The following is a 24,862-nucleotide window of genomic DNA, read 5'->3' as shown; positions in this document are numbered from 1 at the left end:
TGCCGGCCCTTCGCGCCGCGGCCGCCGCAGTGCCTACGCAGCGTTGCTGCTGGTGTCGGCCGGCGCGCAGGCCGTGGAATTGCCGCGCATGTTCACCGACGGCATGGTGCTGCAGCGCGACCAGGCGATTCCGGTCTGGGGGCAGGCTGCGCCCGGTGCCAGGGTCGATGTCTCGTTCGACGGCGCGACCGTCCAGACCCAAGCCGATGGCAACGGCGCCTGGCGGGTGCTGCTGCCGGCGCGCGGCGCGGGCGGTCCGTTCCTGCTGCGCGTCGACGACGGCCAGGCGCCGCAGGAGTTGCGCGACGTGCTGGTCGGCGATGTCTGGCTGGCTTCGGGCCAGTCCAACATGGAATGGCCGATCTCGCAGTCGGCCGATGCCGAGCTTGAAACGGCACGGTCGACCGATCCGTTGATCCGTCATTTCAAGATTCCAAAATCGTGGGCGGGCCTGCCCCAGTGGCAGCTGGCCGGTGGCGAATGGCAGGCGTCCTCGCCGGCGGTGGCAGGCAATTTCTCCGCGGTCGCGCACTTCTTCGCGCGCGAACTGCGCGCATCCGAAGGCGTGCCGATCGGCATCATCGACAGCACCTGGGGCGGCAGCAGCATCGAGGCATGGATGGACGCGGCCACCCAGGGCATCGACGGCGATGGCCTGGTCGCGCTGGCGCGCCAGCTCAAGGCCGAGGACGAGCAGGCGCTGGCGCAGGCGCGCGCGCAGGTGGCGCGCTGGCGGCTTCCGGCGGACGACAGCGGCTGGCACGGGGCTGGCGTCGACACCGCGGACTGGGACGAGATGCCGGTGCCGGGCCTGTGGGAAACCGCGGGCTGGAACGGGATGGACGGCGTGGCGTGGTACCGCACCACCTTCACGCTGACGGCGGAGGAGGCGCGGGCGGGCGCGACGCTCGGCGTCGGCCGCATCGACGACAGCGACACCACCTGGGTGAACGGCGTCGAGGTGGGGCGCACCACCATGCAGTACGACCTGGCGCGCGAGTACCCGGTGCCGGCGTCGGCCCTGCGCGCGGGCGTCAACGAGATCGCCGTGCGCGTCACAGATACCGGTGGCGGCGGCGGCATCCACGGTCCTGCCGAAGGCCTGTTCGTGCAGCCGGCTGGCGGTGCGCGTCGCCCGCTTGCGGGCATATGGAAGTTCCGGCCCGCGCAGGTCACCGCGCTGGCGCTCGACGACAACAAGAACCAGCGGCCCACGCTGCTCTACAACGCGATGGTCGCGCCGCTGCAGCCGTTCCCGCTGCGCGGTGTGATCTGGTACCAGGGCGAGTCCAATGCCGGCAGCGTCGAGCAGGCGATGGGTTACCGCGCGCAGTTCCCCGCGCTGATCCGGCAGTGGCGCGCGCAGTGGAATGCGCCGGAGTTGCCATTCCTGTGGGTGCAGCTCGCCAGCTGGCATTCCGGCGGCGACCGCGGCGACACCAGCCCCTGGGCGGTGCTGCGCGAGTCGCAGACGGCCACGCTGGCGCTGCCCGCCACCGCACAGGCGGTGGCGATCGACATCGGCGATGTGGCCGACATCCACCCGAAGAACAAGCAGGATGTCGGCAAGCGGCTGGCGCTGGCGGCGCGGCGCGTGGTCTACGGCGAGGAGGTCGTGCACGCAGGGCCGGTGTTCGCCAAAGTGGAGTTCGACGATGGTGTGGCGCGGCTGGCGTTCGAAGGCGATGCGCCGGCGGTGCGCGGCGGCGGCGCCCTGCAGGGCTTCCGCCTGGCGGGCGCCGACCGCGTGTTCCACCCGGCCGGGGCGCTGATCGAGGATGGCCGGGTGATCGTGCGCAGCGAGGCGGTGCCGGCACCGGTCGCGGTGCGATACGCCTGGAGCGACGCGCCGGTGGATGCGAACCTGGCCGGCGCAAGCGGCCTGCCGGCGTCGCCGTTCCGGAGCGACAACTGGTGAGCGGGCAGATGCCACAGCCGGTCCGCGCCCGATCGCAGTACGTGGACGGCGGCAAGGGCGGGCCGGCGCAACCGGTCCCGCGCATCGCGCAGCTTTCCGCATGGGTGCTCGCGCTCGCCGGACTGCTCGTCCTGGCAGGCTGCGGACGCGAGGCCGGTGGCGACCCCGCTCCCGCGTCGCTCCCACCCGGGACGGCGAATGCGGCGGGCCGCGCGGCTGCGCCGCACGCAGGCGTCGAACGCCCCATGCCCCGCTTCGAAAGCCGCGATGGCAAACACGCCCTGATCGTCGACGGGGCGCCCTTCCTGATCCTCGGCGGGCAGGCCCACAACTCCAGCAACTATCCCGAGCCTCTCAGGCAGGTCTGGCCGGCGCTGGACGATCTGGGTGCGAACACGCTCTCGATCTCGATCGCCTGGGAGCAGATCGAACCGGAGGAAGGGCGGTTCGACTTCTCGTTCGTCGACCACCTGCTCGAACAGGCGCGCGCGCACGACAAGCGCCTGATCCTGCTCTGGTTCGCCACCTGGAAGAACAACGGGCCGAACTACGCGCCGGCCTGGGTCAAGCTCGACAACGCCCGCTTCCCGCGCGTGGTGCGCGAGGATGGCGTGGTGCTGAACTCGCTTTCGCCGCATGCGAAGGCCACGCTCGACGCCGATCGCCGCGCTTTCGCCCGGCTGATGGCGCACCTGCGCGAGCACGATGCGCAGCGCACCGTGATCCTGGTGCAACCGCAGAACGAGCCCGGCACCTACGGCGGCGTGCGCGACTTCTCGCCCATGGCGCAGCAGGTCTTCGACGGCCAGGTGCCGCAGGCGCTGGTCGAGCACCTCGGCAAGGCACCCGGGACCTGGCGCCAGGTGTTCGGGAGCGATGCCGACGAGACCTTCCACGCCTGGCACATCGCCCATTACATCAACGAGGTGGCGAAGGCCGGCAAGGCCGAGTATCCGCTGCCGATGTACATCAACGCCGCGCTGCGCGGGCCGTTCAACCCGGGCCAGCCCGGCCAGTACGCCAGCGGCGGGCCGACCGACAACATGCTCGACGTGTACAAGGCCGCGGCACCGGACATCGACATCCTCGCGCCCGACATCTACATGCCCGAGTACGTGAACTACACCACCGTACTCGAGCGCTATGCGCGGCCGGACAACGCCCTGTTCGTGGCCGAGACCGGCAACTCGGCGACGTATGCGCGCTACCTGTTCGCCGCGCTGGGTCATGACGGCATCGGCTGGGTGCCCTTCGGCATGGACTACACGCCCTATGGCAACTATCCGCTGGGCGTGAAGCGCACCACGCCGGAGACCATCGCGCCGTTTGCGCTGGGCTTCGCCCTGGTCAACCAGGGCATGCGCGAGTTCGCAAAGGCCGCCTCCGAAGGCCGCCTGCACGGGGTGGCCGAGCAGCCCGGCGTGCCGGAGCAGACCATCCGCCTCAACGACCGCTGGAACGCGACCATCGGCTACGGCCTGCCGCATTTCTGGTTCCAGGGCGCGGTACCGGGCAATCCCGAGCCGATCGGCGGCGCGCTGATCGCCGAGCTGGGTCCGGACGAGTTCCTGGTCACCGGCATGCACGCGCGCGTGACCCTGCACCCGGCCGCGGCTGGCGAGGCGCTGATCTACGACCGCGTCGAGGAAGGGCGTTATGCCGACGGTGCGTGGCAGTTCCACCGCAACTGGAACGGCGACCAGACCGACTACGGCCTCAACTTCTCCGACGCAGTGCAGCTGCTGCGCGTAAGCCTCGCGACCTATCGCACCACTACCGACGTCGACCCGCAGGAGGACTGACGCCATGACCCGACTCACCCGATTCCCGCGCCTGCTGGCGCTGCCCGTGGCCATCGCGCTGGCCGGCTGCGGCGCGCAGGCCGCCACGCCGTGGACGCAGTCCGGCAACGACGTGATCGTCGATCCGGTGGGCGAGGGCGCCGCCAACGTGCGCCTGCAGGTGGTGTCCGACCGCATCATCCGCGTCACCGCCGATCCGGACGGCGATTTCGAGCGTTCCGCCAGCCTCATGCGCGTCGAACGCGAGGGCGCGGCGCCGAAGTTCGAGGTCAGCGAGGGCGATGGCACGGTGCGCGTCGCCGCCGCCGGCATCTCGGCGGAAGTCTCGCTGCAGGACGGCCGCGTGTCCTTCTTCGATGCCGACGGCGAGCCGCTGGTCTCGGAAGTGGCGGGCGGACGCAGCTTCGAGGCCACCGAGTTCGACGGCACGCCCTACTACAGCATCCGCCAGCGCTTCGAACCGCACGACGACGAAGGCCTGTACGGCACCGGCCTGCACCAGCAGGGCTGGATGAACCTCAAGGGCCGCGACGTCGAACTGCTGCAGCACAACATCGACAACGCGATTCCCTATCTGAGCTCGACCCGCAACTACGGCATCCTCTGGGACAACAACTCGATCACCCGCTACGGCGATCCGCGTGGCCTGCGCCAGATCGGCGAGGTGGTCACGCTCTACGACAAGGATGGCGTGGAAGGCGCGCTGACCGCGACCTATTCCATCGACGGCGAGGTCAAGCTGGCACGGCGCGAGGAGAAGATCGACTACCAGTTCATTTCCGGCCTCGAGGCTTTCCCCGACGAGGGCAAGAACACGGCCCCGGGCGGGCGCAGCGACGTGGTCTGGGAAGGGCAGATCGCCGCGCGCACGGATGGACGCCACACCTTCTCGCTCTACAACAGCGAGTACGCCAAGCTCTACGTCGACGGCAAGCTGGTGATCGACCGCTGGCGCCAGAACTGGAATCCCTGGCACCACGAGTTCGCGCTCGACCTCAAGGCCGGGCAGAAGCACGACCTGCGCATCGAATGGGACCGGATCGAGCCGGCCTACCTGGCCCTGCAGGGCCGCGATCCGCTGCCGGCCGACGAGGCCGGCGACCTGTCGATCTGGTCCGAGGCCGCGCAGGTGATCGACTACTACGTGGTGGCCGCCAGTGATACCGACGGCGTGATCGCCGGCTATCGCGAACTCACCGGCAAGGCGGTGCTGCTGCCCAAGTGGTCCTACGGCTTCTGGCAGAGCCGGGAACGCTACAAGACCCAGGCCGAACTGACCGGTGCGCTGGACGAGTACCGCCGCCGCAAGCTGCCGATCGACGCCATCGTGCTCGACTGGTCGTACTGGCCCGAGGACGCCTGGGGCTCGCACGACTTCGACCCGAAGCACTTCCCTGATGCAGACGGCATGGTCAAGCATGTGCACGACCGGAACGCGCAGATCATGATCTCGGTGTGGCCCAAGTTCTACCCGACCACCGAGCATTACAAGGAACTCGACGCCGCCGGCTACATGTACAAGCGCAACGTCGAGGTCAGTGAGCTGGACTGGATCGGCAAGGGCTATCTGAACTCCTTCTACGATCCGTTTACCAAGGAGGCGCAGGACATCTTCTGGCGCCAGGTCAACACCAAGCTCAACAGCAAGGGCTTCGACGCCTGGTGGCTGGACGCGTCCGAGCCGGACCTGCACAGCAATATCGACATCGGCGAGCGCAAGGCACGCACCATGCCCAACGCGCTGGGCTCGTCGACCGAGTACTTCAACGCCTATCCGCTGCCGCATTCGGAGGGCGTGTACCGCGGCTCGCGCGAGGTCGAGCCGGACAAGCGCGTGTTCATCCTCTCGCGCGCCTACTTCGCCGGGCAGCAGCGTGCGGGCGCGGCGTTCTGGAGCGGCGACATCGTGCCGCGCTGGGAGGACTATCGCGAGCAGATCTCCGGCTTGGTCAACGCCTCGATGGCGGGCGCGCCGAACGTGAGCTTCGATATCGGCGGCTTCTCGCCCGAGCGCCGCTACGAGACCAAGGATCCGGCGCACCTGCCCGAGTGGCGGGAACTGAGCCTGCGCTGGTTCCAGCACGGCGCCTTCGTGCCGGTGTTCCGCCTGCACGGCCAGTTCCCCTACCGCGAGATCTGGGAGATCGCGCCCGAGGGCACGCCGCACTACGACAGCTTCGTGCACTACCTCAAGCTGCGCTACACCCTGCTGCCCTACATCTACACCCTGGCGGGCGATACCTGGCACCGCGATGGCACCATCCTGCGCGCGCTGGCGATGGACTTCCCCGCCGACGCCAAGGCGCGCGACATCGCCGACCAGTACTTGTTCGGACCTGCCTTCCTGGTCGCGCCGGTCACGCAGTTCAAGGCCACCAGCCGCGAGGTCTACCTGCCGGCCGGCGCGCAGTGGATCGACTTCGAAACCGGGCAGCGCCACGAAGGCGGGCAGACCATCACCGCCGCCGCGCCGCTGCAGCGCATGCCTCTGTTCGTGCGCGCCGGCTCGATCGTGCCGCGTACGGTGGTGCAGCAGTACGTCGACGAGCAGCCGGATGCGCCGCTGACGATCGAGGTCTACACCGGCGCCGACGGCAGCTTCTCGCTGTACGAGGACAACGGGCGCAGCTACGGCTACGAGCGGGGCGAGTCCGCGCGGATTCCGCTGGCCTGGGACGAGGCCAAGGGCCAACTGTCGATCGGCGCGCGCGAGGGTGCGTATCCGGGCATGGCGACGCAGCGCGAGGTGCGCGTGCGCTTCGTCGACGGCCCGCGCGGCGACAATGGCGTGCTGGAACCCGCGGCGGACGTGACCGTGCGCTACGACGGCAAGGCGCAGGTCGTCATGCGCCCGGCGACATGAGGGCGCGGAGCGTGCGCGCGTGAGTTTCGATCCCCGCCGACGCGAGGCGCTGAAGGCGGCCGCGCTGGCCGCGGTCGCCGGCGGTGCGGGCGCTGCCGGCCTGGGCAAGGCAGCGGCATCCGGCGACGTTGCCGGCCCGCACGCGGCGGCACAGGCCAGCGGCGCCGCGGCCCACGCAACCGGCAGCGCGCCCCGCGGCTGGGACGCGCTGCGACTGTGGTATCCGCGTCCGGCCACGCAGTGGGTCGAGGCGCTGCCGCTGGGCAACGGCCGTCTGGGCGCGATGGTCTGGGGCGGCGGCAAGCACGAGCGCATCCAGCTCAACGAGGACACGCTCTACGCGGGCGGGCCTTACGATCCGACGCCGCCCGGGGCGCTGGCGGCCCTGCCCGAGGTGCGGCGGCTGCTGTTCGCCGGCCGCTACGCCGAGGCCGAGGCGCTGGCCAACGCGGAGATGATGGGCCGGCCGGTGAAGCAGATGCCCTACCAGCCACTGGGCGACCTGGTGCTGGACTTTTTCGAGATCGCCGAAACCAACGGCTACCGGCGCGAGCTCGACCTCGATACCGCGGTGGCCACGTCGGACTTCGAAGCGCGCGGGCTGCAGCACCGGCGGGAGGTGTTCGTCTCGCCGGTCGACCAGTGCGTGGCGGTGCGCCTGTCGGGCGACAAGCCGGGCCGCATCTCGCTGCGCATCGGGCTGGCCAGCGATCAGCCGTCGGCCAGCGTCGAGCCCGACGGCGAGGCCGGCCTGCTGCTGCGCGGCCGCAACGAGGCCGCGTTCGGCATCGATGGCAGCCTGCGCTTCGCCGCGCGGCTGCGGGTGCTGCCGCGCGGCGGCACGCTGCGGAGACAGGGCGATCGCATCGAAGTGCGCGATGCCGACGAAGTCGTGCTGCTGCTCACCGCCGCCACCAGCTTCCGCAGCTCCGCGGACGTATCCGGCGATCCGGAGGCGATCAGCCAGGATCAGCTTGCGCGTGCGGCTGCACGCAGCTGGCAGGCGATGCGCGAGGCGCATGTCGCCGCGCATCGCGCCCTGTTCCGGCGCGTGTCGATCGATCTCGGCGCCACGGCGCCGGCGGTTGCGGCGCTGCCCACCGACGAGCGCGTCGCCCGCTTCGCCGACGACCACGATCCGCAGCTGGCAGCGCTCTACCACCAGTTCGGCCGCTACCTGCTGATCGCAAGCTCCCGGCCCGGCAGCCAGCCGGCCAATCTGCAGGGCATCTGGAACGACCTGATGCAGCCGCCCTGGGAGAGCAAGTACACGATCAACATCAACACCCAGATGAACTACTGGCCCAGCGAGGCCAATGCGCTGGCCGAGTGCGTCGAGCCGCTGGAGCGCATGGTGTTCGAGCTGGCCGAGTCGGGCGCGCGGACCGCGCGCCGGATGTACGATGCGCCGGGCTGGGTCGCGCACCACAACACCGACCTGTGGCGCGCCACCGCCCCCATCGACGGCGCGCAGTGGGGGATGTGGCCGCTGGGCGGAGCCTGGCTGCTGCAGCACCTGTGGGACCGCTGGGACTATGGCCGCGACCCCGACTACCTGGCCCGGGTGTGGCCGCTGTTCCGCGGCGCGGCCGAGTTCTTCGCCGCTACTCTGGTCGAAGACCCGGACACGGGCGCGATGGTCACCGCGCCCTCGATCTCGCCGGAGAACGTGCACCCGCACGGCGCCACGCTGTGCGCCGGCCCGTCGATGGACGCGCAGATCCTGCGCGACCTGTTCGACCAGTGCATCCAGATCGCAGGCATGCTCGGCGTGGATGCGGACCTGGCCGCGCGTCTGGCCACGCTGCGCGAACGCCTGCCGCCGCATCGCGTCGGCAAGGCCGGCCAGCTGCAGGAGTGGCAGGCCGACTGGGACATGGCGGCGCCCGAGATCGACCATCGCCACGTCTCCCACCTGTACGCGCTGCACCCCTCCAGCCAGATCAATCCGCGCGACACGCCTGCGCTCGCCGCGGCCGCGCGCCGCTCGCTGGAGATCCGCGGCGACGAGGCCACCGGCTGGGGCATCGGCTGGCGCCTGAACCTGTGGGCGCGGCTGCGCGACGGCGAGCGCGCGATGAAGATTCTGCGCATGCTGCTCAGCCCGTCGCGCACCTACCCCAACCTGTTCGACGCGCATCCGCCGTTCCAGATCGACGGCAACTTCGGCGGCGCCGCGGGCATCACCGAGATGCTGGTGCAGAGCTGGGGCGGCACGGTGTTCCTGCTGCCGGCGCTGCCCCGGGACTGGGCGACAGGCGAGCTGCGTGGCGTGCGTGTGCGCAACGCCGCACGGCTGGACCTGGCCTGGGGCGAGGGCGTCCTGCACCACGCAATCCTGCACAGCGAACGCGGCGGCGAATACCGCATCGACTATCGGGGCGGTGAGCTGGCGCTGGCGCTGGGCGCGGGGGAATCGGCGAGGCTTCGTTCGGGGCCACGCGGCCTGGTGCGGGCTTGAGGACGTGGGGATCCGGACGTGGCCGCTGCCGTTTCAATCGCAACCGAACCGGTTTTGCTGCAATGCAGAATCCACTCGCCGCGCATTGCGATTACCCTGTCGCGCCGATGACAGCGCAGTCATCCGGTGGCCAGGCGTTGTCCTGCCGAAGGTCGCACGCTGATCGCGTCGACCTGCGGCGATTGGGCCGCCTGTCCGCCGGCGGGGTCGCGGCTCCGGCGGCACGCAGGAGTGCGCCGCATCGCATGCCGACACGAAAGATCGAATGCAATTCCCCGGGAGGGAGCGAATGAGCAGTCCCAACGCATCAGGTGAGAACACGCGCTTCATCATCCTGATCAGCCTGGTCGCCACCATCGGCGGCTTCCTGTTCGGCTACGACAGTGGCGTGATCAACGGCACCGTCGACGGCATCACCGCGGCCTTCAACTCCGATGCCGCTGTCACTGGGTTCAACGTCGCCTCGATGCTGCTGGGCTGTGCCATCGGCGCCTGGTTCGCCGGCACCCTGGCAGACCGCTACGGGCGCCGCACGATGCTGCTGTGGGCCGCGGTGTTCTTCATCGTCTCGGCCTGGGGTTCGGGCATCGCCACCTCGTCGGCGGAGTTCGTCATCTACCGCGTGATCGGCGGTTTCGCCGTCGGTGCCGCAAGCGTGATGTCGCCGGCCTACATCAGCGAAGTGGCGCCGGCGCGCTATCGCGGGCGGCTGGCGACGGTGCAGCAGATCGCGATCATCTCCGGCCTGTTCGCCTCGTTCCTGAGCAACTATCTGCTCGCGCGCCTGGCCACCGCGTCCACCGCCATGCTGTGGTGGGACTACGAAGCCTGGCGCTGGATGTTCTGGGCCGAGCTGGTGCCCGCGTTCCTGTTCCTGTTCCTGCTGTTCTTCATCCCCGAGAGCCCGCGCTACCTGGTGGCGCGCGGCCTGCGCGAGCGCGCGCAGGGCGTGCTGTCGCGTCTGTACGGCGCGATCCAGGGCGAGCGCAAGCTCGGCGAGATCGACGCCTCGCTGGCCAGCGACCACCACCGCCCGAGGCTGTCCGACCTGGTCAGCAAGGCCACCGGCAGGATCCGCCCGATCGTCTGGGTCGGCGTGGGCCTGGCCACCTTCCAGCAGCTGGTCGGCATCAATGTGGTGTTCTACTACGGCGCGGTGCTGTGGCAGGCGGTGGGCTTCTCCGAAAGCGACGCGCTGCTGATCAACGTGATCTCGGGCGCGCTCAGCATCGGCGCCTGCATCGTGACCGTGCTGCTGATCGACAAGGTGGGCCGCAAGCCGCTGCTGTGGATCGGCTCGGTGGGCATGGCGGCGACGCTGGGCCTGGTCACGTTCGCCTTCGCCACCGGCGGCGTCGATGCCGCCGGCAAGCTGCAGCTGTCCGGTTCGATGGGCACGCTGGCCCTGGTCGCGGCCAATGCCTATGTGGTGTTCTTCAACATGTCCTGGGGCCCGGTGATGTGGGTGATGCTGGGCGAGATGTTCCCCAACCAGATCCGCGGTTCGGGCCTGGCGGTGGCGGGCCTCGCGCAGTGGGTGGCGAACTTCTTCATCACCTGGACCTTCCCGATGCTGCTGGCGGGCATTGGCCTGGCCACGGCCTATGGCATCTACACGGCGATGGCGGTGCTGTCGGTGTTCTTCGTACTCAAGTTCGTGCACGAAACCAAGGGCCGAGAGCTGGAGCAGATGGAGGGCTGACGCCCTCTGCTGCGCCGGCGGGCAGTGCGGGGAAAAGATCGTCGTTCCCGAAAAAGCGGGAAGCGCCTTGCAGCAGCCTGGAAGGCTGGCCATCCATGCGGTTGGGATCGTGGATGACCAGCCTTGGCCGGCTGGAAGACGCCTCCCGCGTGCGCGGGGACGACGCGGTGGTCATGACGAGTTGCCTTCGGACCATCCGCGTCTGATCGCAGCGGGAGCACGCAATGCAGCTGTCGAGCCTCGATATCGGGATCGTGCTGGCCTACCTGGCCGGCGTGTTCGTGCTGGCGCAGTGGGTTTCGCGCGAGAAGGCGGGGCACAGCAAGGACGCGCAGGACTATTTCCTCGCTAGCAGGTCGCTGCCCTGGTGGGCGATCGGCGCCTCGCTGATCGCGGCCAACATCTCGGCCGAGCAGATCATCGGCATGTCCGGCTCGGGCTATGCCATCGGCCTGGCGATCGCCTCCTACGAATGGATGGCGGCGGCGACCCTGCTGATCGTCGGCAAGTGGTTCCTGCCGGTGTTCCTGCGCAACGGCATCTACACTATGCCGCAGTTCCTCGAGCAGCGTTACGGCACCCGCATCCGCACGGTGATGGCGGTGTTCTGGCTGGGCCTGTACGTGTTCGTCAACATCACCTCGATCCTGTGGCTGGGCGCGATCGCGGTGAGCCAAGTCACCGGCATGGACCAGATGCTGGCGGTGGTGCTGATCGGCCTGTTCGCGCTGGCCTACCAGCTCTACGGCGGGCTCAAGGCCGTGGCGCTGACCGACATCGTGCAGGTGACCCTGCTGGTGCTCGGCGGCCTGCTGGTGGCCGGGCTCACACTCAACCAGCTGGGCGAGGGCAGTGGCATCGTGGCCGGCTTCAACCGCCTGTGGGCCGAACACCCCGGCCACTTCGAGATGATCCTCGACAAGGACAACCCGTTCTACAAGGACCTGCCGGGCATCAGCGTGCTGATCGGCGGCATGTGGATCATGAACATCAGCTACTGGGGCTTCAACCAGTACATCATCCAGCGCGCGCTGGCCGCCAAGGACATCCACGAGGCGCAGAAGGGCGTGCTGTTCGCCGCCTTCCTCAAGCTGCTGATGCCGGTGATCGTGGTGCTGCCGGGTATTGCCGCGGTGATGCTGGCGCCGGAGCTCTCGCGGCCGGACGAGGCCTACCCGACCATGATGCGGCTGCTGCCCACCGGCATCCTTGGCCTGGTGTTCGCGGCGCTGGTCGCGGCGATCGTGGCCTCGCTGGCGTCCAAGATCAACTCGGTGGCGACGATCTTCACCCTCGATTTCTACGCCAAGCGCGCGCCCCAGGCCGACCAGCAGCGGCTGGTACGGGTGGGGCGCATCGCGGCCGCCCTCGCGGTGCTGCTCGGCATCCTCACCGCCCGGCCGCTGCTGGGCAGCTTCGACCAGGCCTTCCAGTACATCCAGGAATACACCGGCTTCTTCACCCCGGGCATCGTGGTGATCTTCGTGCTGGGCCTGTTCTGGAAGCGCGCCAACGAGGCCGGCGCGCTGGCCGCCGCGATCGGCTCGTTCGCGCTGTCGATCCTGCTCAAGCTGGCCTGGCCATCGCTGCCCTTCATCGACCGGGTCGGCCTGGTGTTCCTGCTCGCCCTTGCGCTGGCGGTGGTGGTGTCGCTCGCGACCCGGCATGCGCCGGAGAAGGACATCATCCGGACCCGCGACGTGGACTACCGCACCAGTGGCGCGTTCAACGTCGGCGCGATCGCGGTGCTGGCGATCCTGGCGGCGCTGTACACATTGTTCTGGTAGCCGCCCCCGTGCCCGCGCGCGTATCGTGCCTGCGGGCCAGACCGGGCACCGGGGCACGTTGCGCGATGCAGGTGCCCGGACGGCGTTCCCATCCGGTCGCGATGCGCGTCTGACGGCCTGGGCCGCGCCAGCAGGGACGCGCCAGGGCAACACCGGGAAAGCGTCGTCTCGCGGGTGGCGCGGCATCCATGCCGCGATATCGCGGCTTGGATCGGTGCCGCCGTCATGACGCGTCATTTCCTGCGTCCGGACCGACCGGCGGTCCTGTCGACACTGCCCGCCGAATGCAGACATCCGGCCGTGGCGGCCACGCTCCCGCAGGCGTGAGTCGATCGCGCCGCGCTTGATCCAGGTCAGACGACGCGCCGCCGCCGCCGCGCATCATCACGCGCTGCAGGTGCGGACAGGTGGGCATGAAGGGGAACCAGCGGGGCGTGCGTCGCGCCCGTCAGGGGGCGTGTGCTCCGGGGCGCGGCGTCACCGGACGGTCGCCCGCGCCGGCGACATGCACGCAGCGCCTGCGCGCCACGGGCGGTTGCGCATGAGTTTCCACGATCTGCGCGGCTATCTCGATCGCCTGTCCGCGCGTGGCGACCTGCTGCGGATCGATGCGCCGGTCGATCCGGTGCTCGAAAGCACGGCGCTGAGCCTGCGCGCGCTGCGCGAACAGGGCCCGGCGCTGCTGATGCGCCAGGCCACCGGATCGCGCCACCCGCTGCTCGGCAACCTGTTCGGCCATCGCCGCCGCATCGAGCTCGCGCTCGGCGACCGGCCGCTGTCCTCGCTGCGCGAGCTGGGCGAACTGCTGGCGCGGCTCAAGGAACCCGACTGGCCGGGATCGATGCGCGAGGCGCTGGGCGCCTGGCCCGGCCTGGCGCAGCTGGCGCATGCCGCGCCGCGGCGCGTGCGCGAGGCCGCGTTCTGCGAGCACGTGATCGAAGGCGGGGATGTCGACCTGTCGCGGCTGCCGATCCAGCATTGCTGGCCCGGGGATGTCGACCGCCTGCTCACCTTCGGTCTGGTCGTCACCCGCGGACCGCAGCGGCGCCGCCAGAACGTGGCGATCTACCGCCAGCAGCCGATCGCGCGCAACCGCCTGATCATGCGCTGGCTGCCGCACCGCGGTGGCGCACTCGACTACGCTGCCTGGCGGCAGCAGCATCCGGACCAGCCGTTCCCGGTGCTGGTGGCGATCGGCGCCGACCCGGCGACGATGCTGGCCGCGGTTGCGCCGATCCCCGATACCCTGTCGGAATACGAGTTCGCGGGCCTGCTGCGCGGCGAGCGCACGCGCGTGTGGCACAGCGAGGCGACCGGCCTGGACGCGCCCGCCGGTGCCGAGATCCTGCTCGAAGGCTTCATCCATCCGGGTGACACCGCGATCGAAGGCCCGTTCGGCGACCACACCGGCTATTACAACGCGCAGGGCCGGTTCCCGGTTCTGACCGTGGCGCGGATGCGCCTGCGCCAGGGCGCGATCTACCACGGCAGCTACATGGGGCGCGCGCCCTTCGACGAGCCCTCGGTGCTGTCGGCCGCGCTCAACGACGTGTTCGTGCCGATCATGCAGCGAGTGTTCCCGGAGATCGTGGATTTCCACCTGCCGCCGGAGGCGTGTTCGTACCGCATCGCGGTGGTGTCGGTCCGCAAGCAGTATGCCGGCCACGCGCGGCGCGTGATGATGGCGGTCTGGTCGTACCTGCGCCAGTTCACCTACACCAAGTTCGTGATCGTCGTCGATGACGACATCGACGTGCGCGACTGGGGCCAGGTGCTGTGGGCGCTGTCCACGCGCGTGGACCCCGCGCGCGACATGCTGCTGGTCGAGAACACGCCGATCGACTACCTCGACTTCGCCTCGCCGGTGGCGGGCCTCGGCTCCAAGCTCGGGCTCGACGCGACCCGCAAGTGGCCCGGCGAATCGGATCGCGAATGGGGCCGGCCGATCGTGCCCGACCCGCAGGTGGAGCGCCGCGTCGATGCGCTGTGGGCGCAGTTGCAGGCCACGCGCTTGCAGCATCCGGGACCGATGGCTGGACCTCCGCCGGCGTCCATGGCCGATATCACCGACACAGGGAGTCGCTGATGCAACTGGTATGTCCTGCGGGCAATCTGCCCGCGCTGCAGGCCGCGATCGATGCGGGCGCCGACGCGGTCTACGCCGGGTTGCGCGACCAGACCAACGCGCGCGCCTTCCCCGGCCTGAACTTCGACGAACAGGAACTGCGCCGCGGCATCGCCTATGCGCACGCGCGCGGGCGCAAGGTCTACCTCGCGCTCAATACCTATCCCGACAGCGTGCGCCTGCCGTACTGGCAGGGCGCGGTCGACCATGCCGCGGCGCTGGGCGTGGACGCGATCATCGCCGCGGAAATGGGCGTGCTCGACTACGCCTGCCGTGCCCATCCGGGGCTGGCGCGACACCTGTCGGTGCAGGGCTCGGCCACCACCGCCGCCGCGCTGACCTATGCCTTCGAGCGCTTCGGCATCGCCCGCGCGGTGCTGCCGCGGGTGCTGGCGCTGCAGCAGGTGCAGCGCCTGTGCGCGGCCTCGCCGGTCCCGCTGGAAGTGTTCGCCTTCGGCAGCCTGTGCATCATGGTCGAGGGGCGCTGCCAGCTGTCGAGCTACGTCACCGGGGTCTCGCCCAATCGCCACGGCGTCTGCTCGCCGGCCAGCTTCGTGCGCTGGGACGAGCATGCCGACAACAGCCGCAGCGTGCGCCTGAACGGCATGCTGATCGACCGCTTCGGCGACGGCGAGCCGGCGGGCTATCCGACCGTCTGCAAGGGCCGTTATGCGGTGGGCGGCGAGATCTTCCACGCGCTGGAGGAACCGACCAGCCTCAACACGCTGGAGCTGCTGCCGCAGCTGGCCGAAGCCGGCGTGGTGGCGCTGAAGGTCGAAGGCCGGCAGCGCGGCGTGGCCTATGTGCGTGCGGTGGCCACCACCTGGCGCCAGGCGATCGACCGCTACCGCGCCGATCCGCAGCGCTGGACCACCGAAGCGGCCTGGCAGCAGGCGCTGGCCGCGCACGCGGAAGGGCAGCAGACCACGCTCGGCCCCTACCACCGCGCCTGGCACTGAACGCAGGAGTACGCATCGATGAAACTCAGTCTCGGGCCGCTGCAGTACTTCTGGCCGCGCGAACAGGTGCTCGCGTTCTATCGCGAGGCGGCGGGCTGGCCCGTCGACATCGTCTATCTGGGCGAAACGATCTGCAGCAAGCGCCGCGAACTGCGCCTGCGCAACTGGCTGGAGATCGCGCGGGAACTCGCCGACGCCGGCAAGGAAGTGGTGCTCTCGACGCTGGCGCTGATCGAAGCCGAATCGGAGCTGGGTGCGCTGCGCCGCCAGGTGGCGCAAGGCGGCTACCGGATCGAGGCCAACGACCTGTCCGCGGTGCAGGTGTGCCGAGAACGTCGTCTGCCCTTCGTCGGTGGGCCGACGCTCAACGTGTACAACCACCGCGCCCTGGCGATGCTGATGGACGACGGACTGTACCGCTGGGTGCCCGGCGTCGAGCAGGGCCGCCAACTGCTGCAGGAACTGCGCGCCGCGCTTGAGGCCGAAGGCGGCACGATGCCCGAGCTGGAGATGCCGGCCTGGGGGCGGCTGCCGCTGGCCTACTCCGCACGCTGCTTCACCGCGCGCGCGATGGACGTCCCCAAGGACCAGTGCGGCTTCCGCTGCATCGAGCATCCCGACGGCCTGCCGCTGGCCACCCGCGAAGGCGGGCCGTTCATGACGATCAACGGCATCCAGGTCCAGGGCGCCGAGGTGGTGGACATGCTGCCGCAGCGCGATGAGCTGGCGGCGCTGGGCGTGGGCGCCCTGCGCCTGTCGCCGCAGGCCGAGTGCATGGCGGAGGTGGTGTGGCGCTTCCATGCCGGTCTGGCCGCGCCCGAAGCGCCCGCGCCAGCAGGCGCGCGCAATGGCTACTGGGATGGCCAGCCGGGCAAGGCCTCGCTGGCGCAGCCGCCGGCCTGAAGGCGGGTCGGCGGCACGCGCCGCGTCCCGTCACTCCCGCTACAAGCGCGTCGCGGTCGGGGCGACCCATCCGCGAGAGCGGCGCATGTTCCTGCTCTTCTACCGATCTTCCAGGACAGGGCAACAGGACACCGCCACCCACGGGCACCGCGGCGCGCATCCACATCTCCATTGTCCGAGCCAGTGGAATGGGAGAGTGGACGTGCTGTCAGCGTGCACGCGGATGGCAGGGTACGGTGCCTTCAGGCGCGGTAGGCTTCCCGCGCCGCGCGGGCGAAATGTCCACCGCGATGCAGGACGATGCGCAGCGCCAGGGGCACCGCCTCCCAGGGCATGCGGTCGAGCAGGTTACGCACGGTCAAGCCCAGCTCGGTATCGCCGGTGAGTACCAAGCGCCGCTGGAAGAACAGGGTGTCGGCATCCTCCAGCCGGGCGGCGAGCAGCAGCAGGTCGGTCGCCGTGCCGCGCACCGTCGCTTCGGCCGGTGCGTGCCCGGCATGCAGCCGGCCGTTGCGCCACTCCAGCACGCAACGCTGGCCCAGGTCGCTGATCTCCAGGCCGAGGCGGCGTCCTGCGATGTCGTCGAGCGCACTGCCGATGTGCGCGGGCGAGAGCGCCTGCGACAGCGCGCGGGCCACGAGCCGGTCGCGCAGCGGTGGCGGGGCAAGCCGCAGCAGGGGCCGCCAGCGGGCAGGGGGCGGGATCAGGCGCAGCAGGGCGTGGGCTCGGTCCATATCGGTGTTGCTCGTGTGGCGGAAGTCGGAACAGGCGGCCTGAGTCGCCGCGCGCGCGCCCTGCAGCGTCTGCTGGCGCAGGGCATCGGCGAACAGCAGGGAGGCCAGGGCGTCGGCGGTTTCGGTGGAGACGCGCAGGCGTTGCGCGAGGAGGCGCGCGCGCCGGCGCACCTGCGATTCGCGTGCCTCGTCGCGCAGAGGCCGGCCCAGCGCGCGCTTCTGGCGCCCGGCCGCCGCCGACATCAGCCGACGCAGCGCCAGCAACCCCAGCATGCCGTCGTCGACGCGGTCGATGCCGTGGCGTGCGCAAGCGAGCAGCACGCGCGACGCGAGCGGCGGTGGCGGGACCTGCGGAGAGGCGGGTCGGGGTCGGATGGTGGTTGCTCCTGCACGGAATCGTGTTCCCGTGGCCGTCGCCTGGAGCGCCCTCGTCGTGCGAAGCGGTCCGCGTGGCCCGGTGATGCGCAGCCTATCGGCCTCGCCGGCCGCCCCGCGCTGACCCAGGTCAAGCGTCCGCTGCAGCCGTCGCGTCGCCGCCCGTGGCAGGGCGCAGCCCGCGCGCTGCCGGCAGCACCTGCGCCTCGAACACCACGCGCGCCTGCGCCTGGTCGAAGTCGGCGTGCCTGCGCTTGGCCACGCCATAGTCGGACAGCGTCAGGTGCGCATCGGCCCGCACGCCCGCCCGCGCCAGGCAGGCGGACACGCAGTGCAGCACGCAGCCGTCCAGCGCGAGGATCGGGCGTCCGGCCCGGGCGGTGCGCACCAGGCCGGCCACGCCGCCGCCGACGCCGGCGATGCAGGACATCTCCGCCTCGCCCGCCCGGTCGAGCCACAGCGCCAGCTGGTTGGCCATCTGCGCGGCGCTGGAACAGCCCGAGCACGAATACACCAGCGGTGGCTTCGTCCTGCCGGTCATCGTTGTCGTCCGCCAGCGCTCAGGAGCGGTGCGGCCGCCACTGCGTCGGTTCCGCCAGCAGCGCGCGCAGCCGCGCCTGCAGGTGTTCGAAGTAGCGGTCGATGTAGCTGATGCCGTTCTCGTGGTCGACCAGGTAGGGATTCATCAGCGTGTGGCGCAGGATCACCAGGCGGTCGGCGTCCTGGCCGCCGTCGTCGCCGTCCGCATCGAGGCCGAGCGCATCGAGGATCCGCAGCATGTCCTGCGCGCCGACCACGTCGCGCCGCAGCGTGGTGATCGAGGCGAAGAACTGCCTGGACTGCAGCGGCTGTCCGGGATCGACGCGCAGCCCATCGTGCAGCCGGCGGACGAAGGCATTGGCACCGGTCAGGCTGCGGTTGCCGCCGGGGTTGAGCGCCAGGCAGACGAGGTTGCTGTCCGGTGGAAACGGGACGCAGGCCGCCACGGTGCCGGCCATCTCGGCGGCGAAGCGTGCGGCGCGCTCGCGGAAGGCCTCCGCGGCCAGCACCGTCTGCCGCGGCAGCAGGCCGAAATGCGCGTGGTCCAGCGGCAGCACGCCATGGCTGACGTACACCGCCGCCGCCATCGCCCCGGACTTGGAGCCTTCGGGGATGAGCTGCCCGAGCTGCCGGTAGCGGCTGGCGTAGTCGTTGCCGCCGCTGTCGTCGAACACGTAGTCAGCCGTCTCGGCGAGCAGCGGCAGCGCACGCTGGTCGCGGCAGACGAAGGCGCCCGCGCCGTAGGGCAGATAGCCGAGCTTGTGCGGATCGACCGTGACCGAATCGACAGCGGACAGCGCTGCGAACGCGGCGTGCACTGCCGGTTGCGGGAAGGCGGCGAAGCCTTGCCGCACTTCGTCCAGCGTCCGCAGGCTGCCATCGGGATTGCGGAACAGCGTGGTGAGGTAGCCGCCCCAGGCCGCGTCGACATGCACGCTGAAGCCAAGCCCGCGGGCCTGCGAACGCTGCCGGGCGTCCACCACCGCATCGACCGGATCGATCGTGCCGTACTCGGTGCTGCCGAGCACGGCGACGGCCGCCAGCACCGGCTGCTGCCCGCGCAGGCAATCGTCCAGCGTCGCCTCCAGCGCATCGGCATCCAGGCGCATGCCGCGGGTGGGCAGCAGGCGCAGCTGCTCGCGGCCCAGCCCGAGCAGCTTCAGGCCCTTGCTCCAGGAGTAGTGCGCGGTGATCGGCGCCAGCACCAGGGGCACGCGCAGCGTGTGATGGCGCGCGAAGAACGCCACCAGACCCAGCTGTTCGATGCGCTCGGCCTGTACCCGGGCGCTCCAGTGCGCACGCTCGGCGGCCGGCAGGGAGGCGAGCCATTGCTGCCACTGGACGAACAGTGCGGTGGCCGCATCGGGACCGAGGTTGAACGCCTGCCACGCGTCGTCGGGCAGCGACAGCCCCGGCACGCTGGCGGCGCGCAGGGCGACCGGGAAGGCCTTCACCGCCATCGCCAGCCGCAGCGCCTGGTAGTTGGCCAGGGTGCCGCCTGAGGTGAGGTGGCCGAACGCGCAGTCCGGGCGTGCCGGATCGTGCGGCCAGCCGAACATGCGCGCCAGTTGCAGGCCGACCTGCATTTCCAGCTGCAGGGTCACCGGCGCGGCGTCTCCGCTGACGTTGTTGGGGTTGTAGGGCAGGGTCAGGATCTGCGCCGCCAGCCCCGGCAGCAGCAGGTCGGACACCATGTGGCCGATGTAGCGCGGGCTGTGGAACGGCACCGAACGCTTGAGCGCCGCCGAGAGCTGGTGCAGCTCGCGCCGCATCCGCGCCTCGAAAGCCTGGTGGTCCGGATGCTGCGCGGCGCGCGTGGGAATGGCGGGCGGATCCTCGGGATGGAAATTGCGCCGCCAGTGCACGTGGTCGCGCAGGAACTCGACCACCAGCCGCTCCAGCAGCGTGTCGTTTTCTCCGTAGGGGCCGAGGAAGCAGGCATCGAGCGTGCGCTGGCCGTCGGCAGGATGGAGGGCGGGCGGGATCGGGAAGGAGGCGGCGTGCGGCATGGGGCCAGCCTAGCGGCGCGCCACCCCCGGGCCCCATGACCTGGATCAACCGCCCGACCTGCCGCGCGGGGGCCGGCAAGGGTACAATCTGTGATGAAGTTCGCGAAAACGGGTCGCTCACTGTCCGCGCGCTTGCCTACACGCGGGGCAGGCGGCGCTTCCCCTACTCGCAGTTGCCCTTCGATGGTACCGTCCTGACGCGCATTGTCAGTTTGTGATCCGGGCGCGCCAGGAACAGGGACGAAAACCAGGGGCGTCCCGATCGATGATCGGGATGAATAGGGCATGACATTGCAGGATGTCGCGATTACCGGCATGGGCCTCGTTTCGCCCATCGGCATCGGCGTGGCCGACGCCGAGGCCGCACTGCGGTCGGGCGCGTCGGGTATCCGCCTCCATGAGGCGCCGCCGATCCGCAAGCTGTTCGCTGCGGGTGCGATCCCCGTGCAGTTCGAAGAGGAGTTCCCGAAGCTGGAGCGGCCGTTCTTGGATCGCGTCCAGCAGATGGCCATCCTGGCCGCGCGCCAGGCGATCTCCCAGGCGGGGCTGGAGGAGTTTTCCGCCTACGGCGAGCGCGCAGGCCTGTACTACGGCAACGTCAATGGCGGCACCGCCAGCATCCTGGACTGGTTCCAGCGGCTGCTGCTCGAGGGCCAGCAGCGCTCGCGCCCGTGGACGTCGATGGCGATCATGGGCAATGGCGGCGGCGCGCAGGTCGCGATCCGCCACCGCATCAGTGGCCCGGTGATCACCAGCGCCAGCGCCTGCGCCTCCTCCGGCGTGTCGATCGGCGAGGCCGCCCGGGCGATCGCGTACGGCGACCTCGACATCGCCGTTGCCGGCGGCTCGGAAGCCGCGCTGACCTCGCCGGTGCTGGGCACCTTCGACGGCACCCGGGCGATGTCCGAACCCGATCCTGACGATCCCTCGACCACCTGCCGTCCATTCTCCAGGCAGCGCACCGGCCTGGTGCTCGGTGAAGGAGCGGCTTTCGTGATCCTGGAGAACGCCAGGCTCGCGCGCGAACGCGGGGCGCAGGTGCTGGGCTACCTCGGCGGCTATGCCTGCACCAACGACGCCCACCACATCGGCATGCCCGACTCCCGCGGGCAGGTCGCGGCGCTGCGCCGGGCGATCGCCGAGGCCGGGCTGCAGCCGGCCGACATCGCCTACGTGAACGCCCACGCCACCGCCACCCGCGGCGGCGACGAGATCGAGGCCGCGTCCATCCGCGAGGTGTTCGGCGCGGGCCCCGAGGCGGCCTTCGTTTCCTCGACCAAATCGGTGCACGGCCACCTCCTCGGCGCCGCCAGTGCGCTGGAGTTCGTGCTCACCCTGCTGGCGATGCGCATCGGCATCGCCCCGGCCAGCGCCCATATCGGCGAGCCGGATCCGGCCTGCGCGGTCAACCATGTCGGTCCGGTTCCGCGTGCGATGCCGATCCCGCACGCACTGTCCTTCTCCTGCGGTTTCGGCGGCACCAATGCCGCGCTCGTGATTTCCAGTTGTCCCAGGCAATCGCCATCCCGCCCACAAGGAGAAGTTCCATGCAGCACGTCCTGAATACCGTCAACCGCAACCACGCCCGCGTCAGCACCCAGATCCGGCAGCTTGCCGAGCGCACGCTGTGGATCAACGTCGCGCCCGATGCCAACGGCGTCCACAACTTCACCCCGGCGCTGGTGGAGGAGTTCCACGAGCTGATCGACGAGATGCGGATCCCGGCCGCGGTCGCCGGCGCGATCGGCCACCCGCCGCCGTACGCGGTGATCCAGTCCGCCCATCCGACCTACTTCAGCCAGGGCGGCGACCTGCGCTTCTTCCTGGACTGCATCAAGCGCCGCGATGTGCAGCGGCTGCGCGCGTATTCGATGCGTTGCCTGGACGCGATCGTCGCCTGGTCGACCGAGTTCAAGGGCAACATGTCCACGATCTCGCTGGTACAGGGCCGCGCCCTGGGCGGCGGCTTCGAGCTGGCGCTGGCCGCCGACCACATCATCGCCGAGGAACAGAGCAGCTTCGGCTTCCCCGAGATCATGTTCGGCCTGTTCCCCTGCAGCGGCGCGATGGGCCTGCTGTGCGAGCGCGTCGCCCCCAAGGTCGCCGAGAAGCTGATGACCAACAAGAAGGTCTACAGCGCCGCGCAGCTGCTGGACATGGGCCTGGTCGACGAGGTGGTGCCGCAGGGCGCAGGCGAGCTGGCCGTGGAGCGCTACATCCGCGAACACGCTTCGCGTCGCAAGGCGCGGATGATGGTCCGCCAGGCCGCGCGTCGCAGCGCCGGCATCGATTACGCCGAAGGCACCCGCGTGGTCGACGACTGGGTCGAGGCGGCGATGCAGCTGTCGGCCGAGGAAGTGCGCGCGATGGAGATGCTGATCCTGATGCAGGTCGGCGAGCAGCAGGCCGGCGCGGCGCCGATGGCCGCTCCGGTACCGGCGGCGCGCGTCGCCTGAGTCCCGGCGCCCCCCGGCGCCTGTTCCTTCCACGTTCCTCCCCCCCGGGCCACGGCGATCGCGCCGTGGCGCCGGTCAGTGATTGACCGCGGACTCCGTGGCGAGCGCCAGGCGCAGGTCGTCCAGCGACTGGCAGCTCTTGGCCACGCACACATCCAGGTCCTCGTGCCAGCGCGCGGCGCTGCCGGTCAGCGTGTCGTGGGTCATGGTCATCATGCGGTCGGCCAGATGCGCCAGGCGCACCGCACCCAGGCTCAACGCCACGCCCTTCATCGCATGCGCCTGCTTGTGCAGGCCGGGCAGGTCGCTGCCGTCGATGGCCTCGGCCATGGCCTGGTGCAGGCCGTGGATGTCGGCGATGCCGTCGGCCACCACCGCGTGCAGGAACTCGGGGTTGTCCTTGATCTCGCGCAGTTCCTCGATCGCGGTGGGGTCGAGGTACTCGACCGGCACGCCGCTGAGCGGGATCGGCCCGGCCTGCCGCGGCCGGACCGGCTCGGGCACCGGCCGCGCCTCGTCCGGAAACACGCTGGCGATGGCGGCGCGGATCTTCTCGAAGGTGAGCGGCTTGTAGATCACACCGTTGGCGCCGAGGTCCTCGAGCAGGCGCGTGGTCATCGCCGTGGTGTCGGCGGTGATGAAGAAGGTCGGCGCCAGCTGCACCCGGCTGTAGGCGTAGGTCTGGTAGACGACTGCGCCGTTGACGTCGTCCATGTTGTAGTCCAGGAAGATGACGTCGTAGGTATTGGCGCTGAGCATGAGGATGGCTTCGTGCCCGCTCTCCACCGCCGTCACCTGGTGCCCGTCCTTGAGCAGCATCTCGCGCAGCAGCGACAGGTTGGTGGCGTTGTCGTCGGCCACCAGCACGCGCTTGCCCGCGACGGCCGAGGGCACCGACTCTGCCAGGGCCGTCTCCGCGGCCGGGCTGGCGTCGACCGGCAGCAGCAGCTCGAAGAAGAAGGTGCTGCCGCGTCCCGGCGCACTGTCGACCTGCAGGCGGCCGCCCATGCGCCGCACCAGCTCGCTGGCGATCGAGATGCCGAGGCCGGTGCCGCCGTAGCGGCGCGCTGGGCCGCTTTCGACCTGGAAGAACGGCTGGAAGATCTTCTCGTGGTAGGCCGGGTCGATGCCGATGCCGGTGTCGCTGACGGCAAAGCGGATGCGATAGCCGGCGTCCGTGGTCTCGAGCAGGCTGATTTCGACCTTGACCGATCCCTGCTCGGTGAACTTGACCGCATTGCCGGCCAGGTTGGTCAGGATCGACACCAGCTCCTGGTGGCGCCCGACCACCGGCAGCTTGATCCGCTCGTCGAAATCCAGCTCCACCGCGAGCGGCTTGGCGCCGACGATCGACCGGACCGAGCCGATCACCTGGGTGGCGGTGAAGGCCAGGCTGAAAGTCTCCGGAGCGAGGCTGCTGTCGCCGCCGTGCACCGCGATCTTGGACAGGTCCAGGAGCTGCTTGATCTCCGAGTCCAGGGTGGTGGCCAGGCGCTGGATCGACCGGGCGCGGTTGACCGTGCCGGCATCGACGGCCTCCACCTCCAGCAGCTGCGCGTCGGCGACGATGCCGGTGAGCGGCGTGCGCAGCTCGTGGCTGACCTTGGCCAGCAGCTGCGACTTGGCGCGGCTGTCGAACTCGGCCGCTTCGCGCGCCGCATTGATGCGCCGGACGAGGCTGGCCGCGTACAGCGGAACCACCACCAGCAGCAGCGCGTGCGAGGTGGCGAACAGCAGGTGCTCCTGCCACAACGGCGAAAACAACACCACGATGCCGAAGCCCACCAGCGCGAACGCCTGGCAGATGTGCATCGCCATGGTGCCCACGCGGAACCCGAAGCCGAGCGTGGTGAACAGGTAGAAGGCCACGAACACCATCGACGAGCCGCCGGCGAAGTACATCCACGCCGAGAGGATCAGCGGATCGATCACCGCCGTGATCACCACCAAGTCGCGGTTGCCCAGCCACTGCGGACGCGCCGACAGCCAGCGCGCCAGCGCCGCATAGCCGACGTAGCCGCAAAGCATGCAGGCCAGCACGAGATCGGCGGTGCCGGTGCCGGGCGAACCGAACCAGTGCACGCACGCGATCGTGACGGCCACCAGCACGCCGAACCTCAGCCGGAAGTTCGCCTGTGCGATGACGTTCCTGTTCGCCTCGTGACTGCCGGCCGCGTCCATTACAATGCCCTCAACGTCCGATTGCTGTCGTTCGTTCCGCCGACGGG

Annotated in this window: 15 protein-coding genes; 11 read left to right on the top strand and 4 right to left on the bottom strand. The window is 70.1% G+C overall.

Features of this window, described 5'->3' with window-relative positions:
* Window positions 1-88 precede the first annotated feature (88 nt).
* The 9 genes from ACQYVW_RS15660 to ACQYVW_RS15620 all read left to right on the top strand — a co-directional run bounded on the left by ACQYVW_RS15660 (window position 89) and on the right by ACQYVW_RS15620 (window position 16,520).
* Window positions 89-1,918 carry a sialate O-acetylesterase gene (locus tag ACQYVW_RS15660; RefSeq protein WP_434947717.1) on the top strand — a complete coding sequence of 610 codons (1,830 nt, stop codon included), beginning with the start codon at window positions 89-91 and terminating at the stop codon, window positions 1,916-1,918.
* Between the two features lie 8 nt (window positions 1,919-1,926).
* Window positions 1,927-3,720, top strand: a complete 1,794-nt coding sequence (locus ACQYVW_RS15655; protein ID WP_434947716.1) for a DUF5597 domain-containing protein — start codon at window positions 1,927-1,929, stop codon at window positions 3,718-3,720.
* Window positions 3,721-3,724: 4 nt separating this feature from the next.
* Entirely contained in the window at window positions 3,725-6,583 is a 2,859-nt protein-coding gene (locus ACQYVW_RS15650; protein ID WP_434947617.1) for a TIM-barrel domain-containing protein, read from the top strand.
* A gap of 19 nt (window positions 6,584-6,602) precedes the next feature.
* Complete coding sequence (locus ACQYVW_RS15645) at window positions 6,603-9,044, top strand: glycoside hydrolase family 95 protein (RefSeq protein ID WP_434947616.1); 2,442 nt, start codon at window positions 6,603-6,605, stop codon at window positions 9,042-9,044.
* Window positions 9,045-9,333: 289 nt separating this feature from the next.
* A complete protein-coding gene (locus ACQYVW_RS15640; RefSeq protein ID WP_434947615.1) occupies window positions 9,334-10,746 on the top strand; it encodes a sugar porter family MFS transporter in 1,413 nt (470 codons plus the stop codon).
* 224 nt (window positions 10,747-10,970) lie between these two features.
* Window positions 10,971-12,533, top strand: coding sequence for a sodium/sugar symporter (locus ACQYVW_RS15635; protein WP_434947614.1), 1,563 nt, complete (start codon window positions 10,971-10,973; stop codon window positions 12,531-12,533).
* Between the two features lie 541 nt (window positions 12,534-13,074).
* On the top strand, window positions 13,075-14,619 hold the full coding sequence (locus tag ACQYVW_RS15630; protein WP_434947613.1) for a UbiD family decarboxylase: 1,545 nt from the start codon (window positions 13,075-13,077) through the stop codon (window positions 14,617-14,619).
* Complete coding sequence (gene ubiU, locus ACQYVW_RS15625) at window positions 14,619-15,617, top strand: ubiquinone anaerobic biosynthesis protein UbiU (RefSeq protein ID WP_434947612.1); 999 nt, start codon at window positions 14,619-14,621, stop codon at window positions 15,615-15,617. Before ACQYVW_RS15630 ends, ubiU begins: the two co-directional genes overlap by 1 nt.
* A gap of 18 nt (window positions 15,618-15,635) precedes the next feature.
* On the top strand, window positions 15,636-16,520 hold the full coding sequence (locus tag ACQYVW_RS15620; RefSeq protein WP_434947611.1) for a U32 family peptidase: 885 nt from the start codon (window positions 15,636-15,638) through the stop codon (window positions 16,518-16,520).
* Between the two features lie 242 nt (window positions 16,521-16,762).
* On the opposite strand, the gene ubiT is transcribed toward ACQYVW_RS15620, so the two are convergent.
* From ubiT to ACQYVW_RS15605, 3 genes are all read right to left on the bottom strand, one after another.
* Window positions 16,763-17,575, bottom strand: coding sequence for a ubiquinone anaerobic biosynthesis accessory factor UbiT (gene ubiT / locus ACQYVW_RS15615; RefSeq protein ID WP_434947610.1), 813 nt, complete (start codon window positions 17,573-17,575; stop codon window positions 16,763-16,765).
* 184 nt (window positions 17,576-17,759) lie between these two features.
* On the bottom strand, window positions 17,760-18,170 hold the full coding sequence (locus ACQYVW_RS15610) for a putative zinc-binding protein (protein WP_434947609.1): 411 nt from the start codon (window positions 18,168-18,170) through the stop codon (window positions 17,760-17,762).
* Between the two features lie 19 nt (window positions 18,171-18,189).
* Entirely contained in the window at window positions 18,190-20,178 is a 1,989-nt protein-coding gene (locus ACQYVW_RS15605) for a pyridoxal phosphate-dependent decarboxylase family protein (protein ID WP_434947608.1), read from the bottom strand.
* Window positions 20,179-20,463: 285 nt separating this feature from the next.
* Here ACQYVW_RS15605 and ACQYVW_RS15600 point away from each other — a divergent pair, with 285 nt between their 5' ends.
* Together ACQYVW_RS15600 and ACQYVW_RS15595 are read left to right on the top strand one after the other, a co-directional pair.
* Window positions 20,464-21,741, top strand: a complete 1,278-nt coding sequence (locus ACQYVW_RS15600; protein WP_434947607.1) for a beta-ketoacyl-[acyl-carrier-protein] synthase family protein — start codon at window positions 20,464-20,466, stop codon at window positions 21,739-21,741.
* On the top strand, window positions 21,726-22,634 hold the full coding sequence (locus ACQYVW_RS15595) for a crotonase/enoyl-CoA hydratase family protein (RefSeq protein WP_434947606.1): 909 nt from the start codon (window positions 21,726-21,728) through the stop codon (window positions 22,632-22,634). Before ACQYVW_RS15600 ends, ACQYVW_RS15595 begins: the two co-directional genes overlap by 16 nt.
* Before the next feature lie 75 nt (window positions 22,635-22,709).
* Here ACQYVW_RS15595 and ACQYVW_RS15590 read toward each other — a convergent pair whose 3' ends face one another.
* The gene (locus ACQYVW_RS15590) at window positions 22,710-24,815 is read right to left on the bottom strand and encodes an ATP-binding protein (RefSeq protein WP_434947605.1); all 2,106 of its coding nucleotides are present in this window, start codon (window positions 24,813-24,815) and stop codon (window positions 22,710-22,712) included.
* Between the last annotated feature and the right edge of the window lie 47 nt (window positions 24,816-24,862).

Source organism: Luteimonas campi, from assembly GCF_051162505.1.
In the GTDB taxonomy this organism is placed as follows: domain Bacteria; phylum Pseudomonadota; class Gammaproteobacteria; order Xanthomonadales; family Xanthomonadaceae; genus Luteimonas.
Note: the sequence above shows the minus strand (reverse complement) of the source record. Positions and strands in the feature narration are given on the sequence as shown.

Excerpts from the sequence above, each read along its gene's own strand:
- ACQYVW_RS15610 (WP_434947609.1), bottom strand. The coding sequence starts at position 18,170 with ATGACCGGCAGGACGAAGCCACCGCTGGTGTATTCGTGCTCGGGCTGT.
- ubiU (WP_434947612.1), top strand. The coding sequence starts at position 14,619 with ATGCAACTGGTATGTCCTGCGGGCAATCTGCCCGCGCTGCAGGCCGCG.
- ACQYVW_RS15595 (WP_434947606.1), top strand. The coding sequence starts at position 21,726 with ATGCAGCACGTCCTGAATACCGTCAACCGCAACCACGCCCGCGTCAGC.
- ACQYVW_RS15640 (WP_434947615.1), top strand. The coding sequence starts at position 9,334 with ATGAGCAGTCCCAACGCATCAGGTGAGAACACGCGCTTCATCATCCTG.
- ACQYVW_RS15590 (WP_434947605.1), bottom strand. The coding sequence starts at position 24,815 with ATGGACGCGGCCGGCAGTCACGAGGCGAACAGGAACGTCATCGCACAG.
- ACQYVW_RS15660 (WP_434947717.1), top strand. The coding sequence starts at position 89 with ATGTTCACCGACGGCATGGTGCTGCAGCGCGACCAGGCGATTCCGGTC.
- ACQYVW_RS15605 (WP_434947608.1), bottom strand. The coding sequence starts at position 20,178 with ATGCCGCACGCCGCCTCCTTCCCGATCCCGCCCGCCCTCCATCCTGCC.
- ACQYVW_RS15655 (WP_434947716.1), top strand. The coding sequence starts at position 1,927 with ATGCCACAGCCGGTCCGCGCCCGATCGCAGTACGTGGACGGCGGCAAG.
- ACQYVW_RS15620 (WP_434947611.1), top strand. The coding sequence starts at position 15,636 with ATGAAACTCAGTCTCGGGCCGCTGCAGTACTTCTGGCCGCGCGAACAG.
- ACQYVW_RS15600 (WP_434947607.1), top strand. The coding sequence starts at position 20,464 with ATGACATTGCAGGATGTCGCGATTACCGGCATGGGCCTCGTTTCGCCC.
- ACQYVW_RS15635 (WP_434947614.1), top strand. The coding sequence starts at position 10,971 with ATGCAGCTGTCGAGCCTCGATATCGGGATCGTGCTGGCCTACCTGGCC.
- ACQYVW_RS15650 (WP_434947617.1), top strand. The coding sequence starts at position 3,725 with ATGACCCGACTCACCCGATTCCCGCGCCTGCTGGCGCTGCCCGTGGCC.
- ACQYVW_RS15630 (WP_434947613.1), top strand. The coding sequence starts at position 13,075 with ATGAGTTTCCACGATCTGCGCGGCTATCTCGATCGCCTGTCCGCGCGT.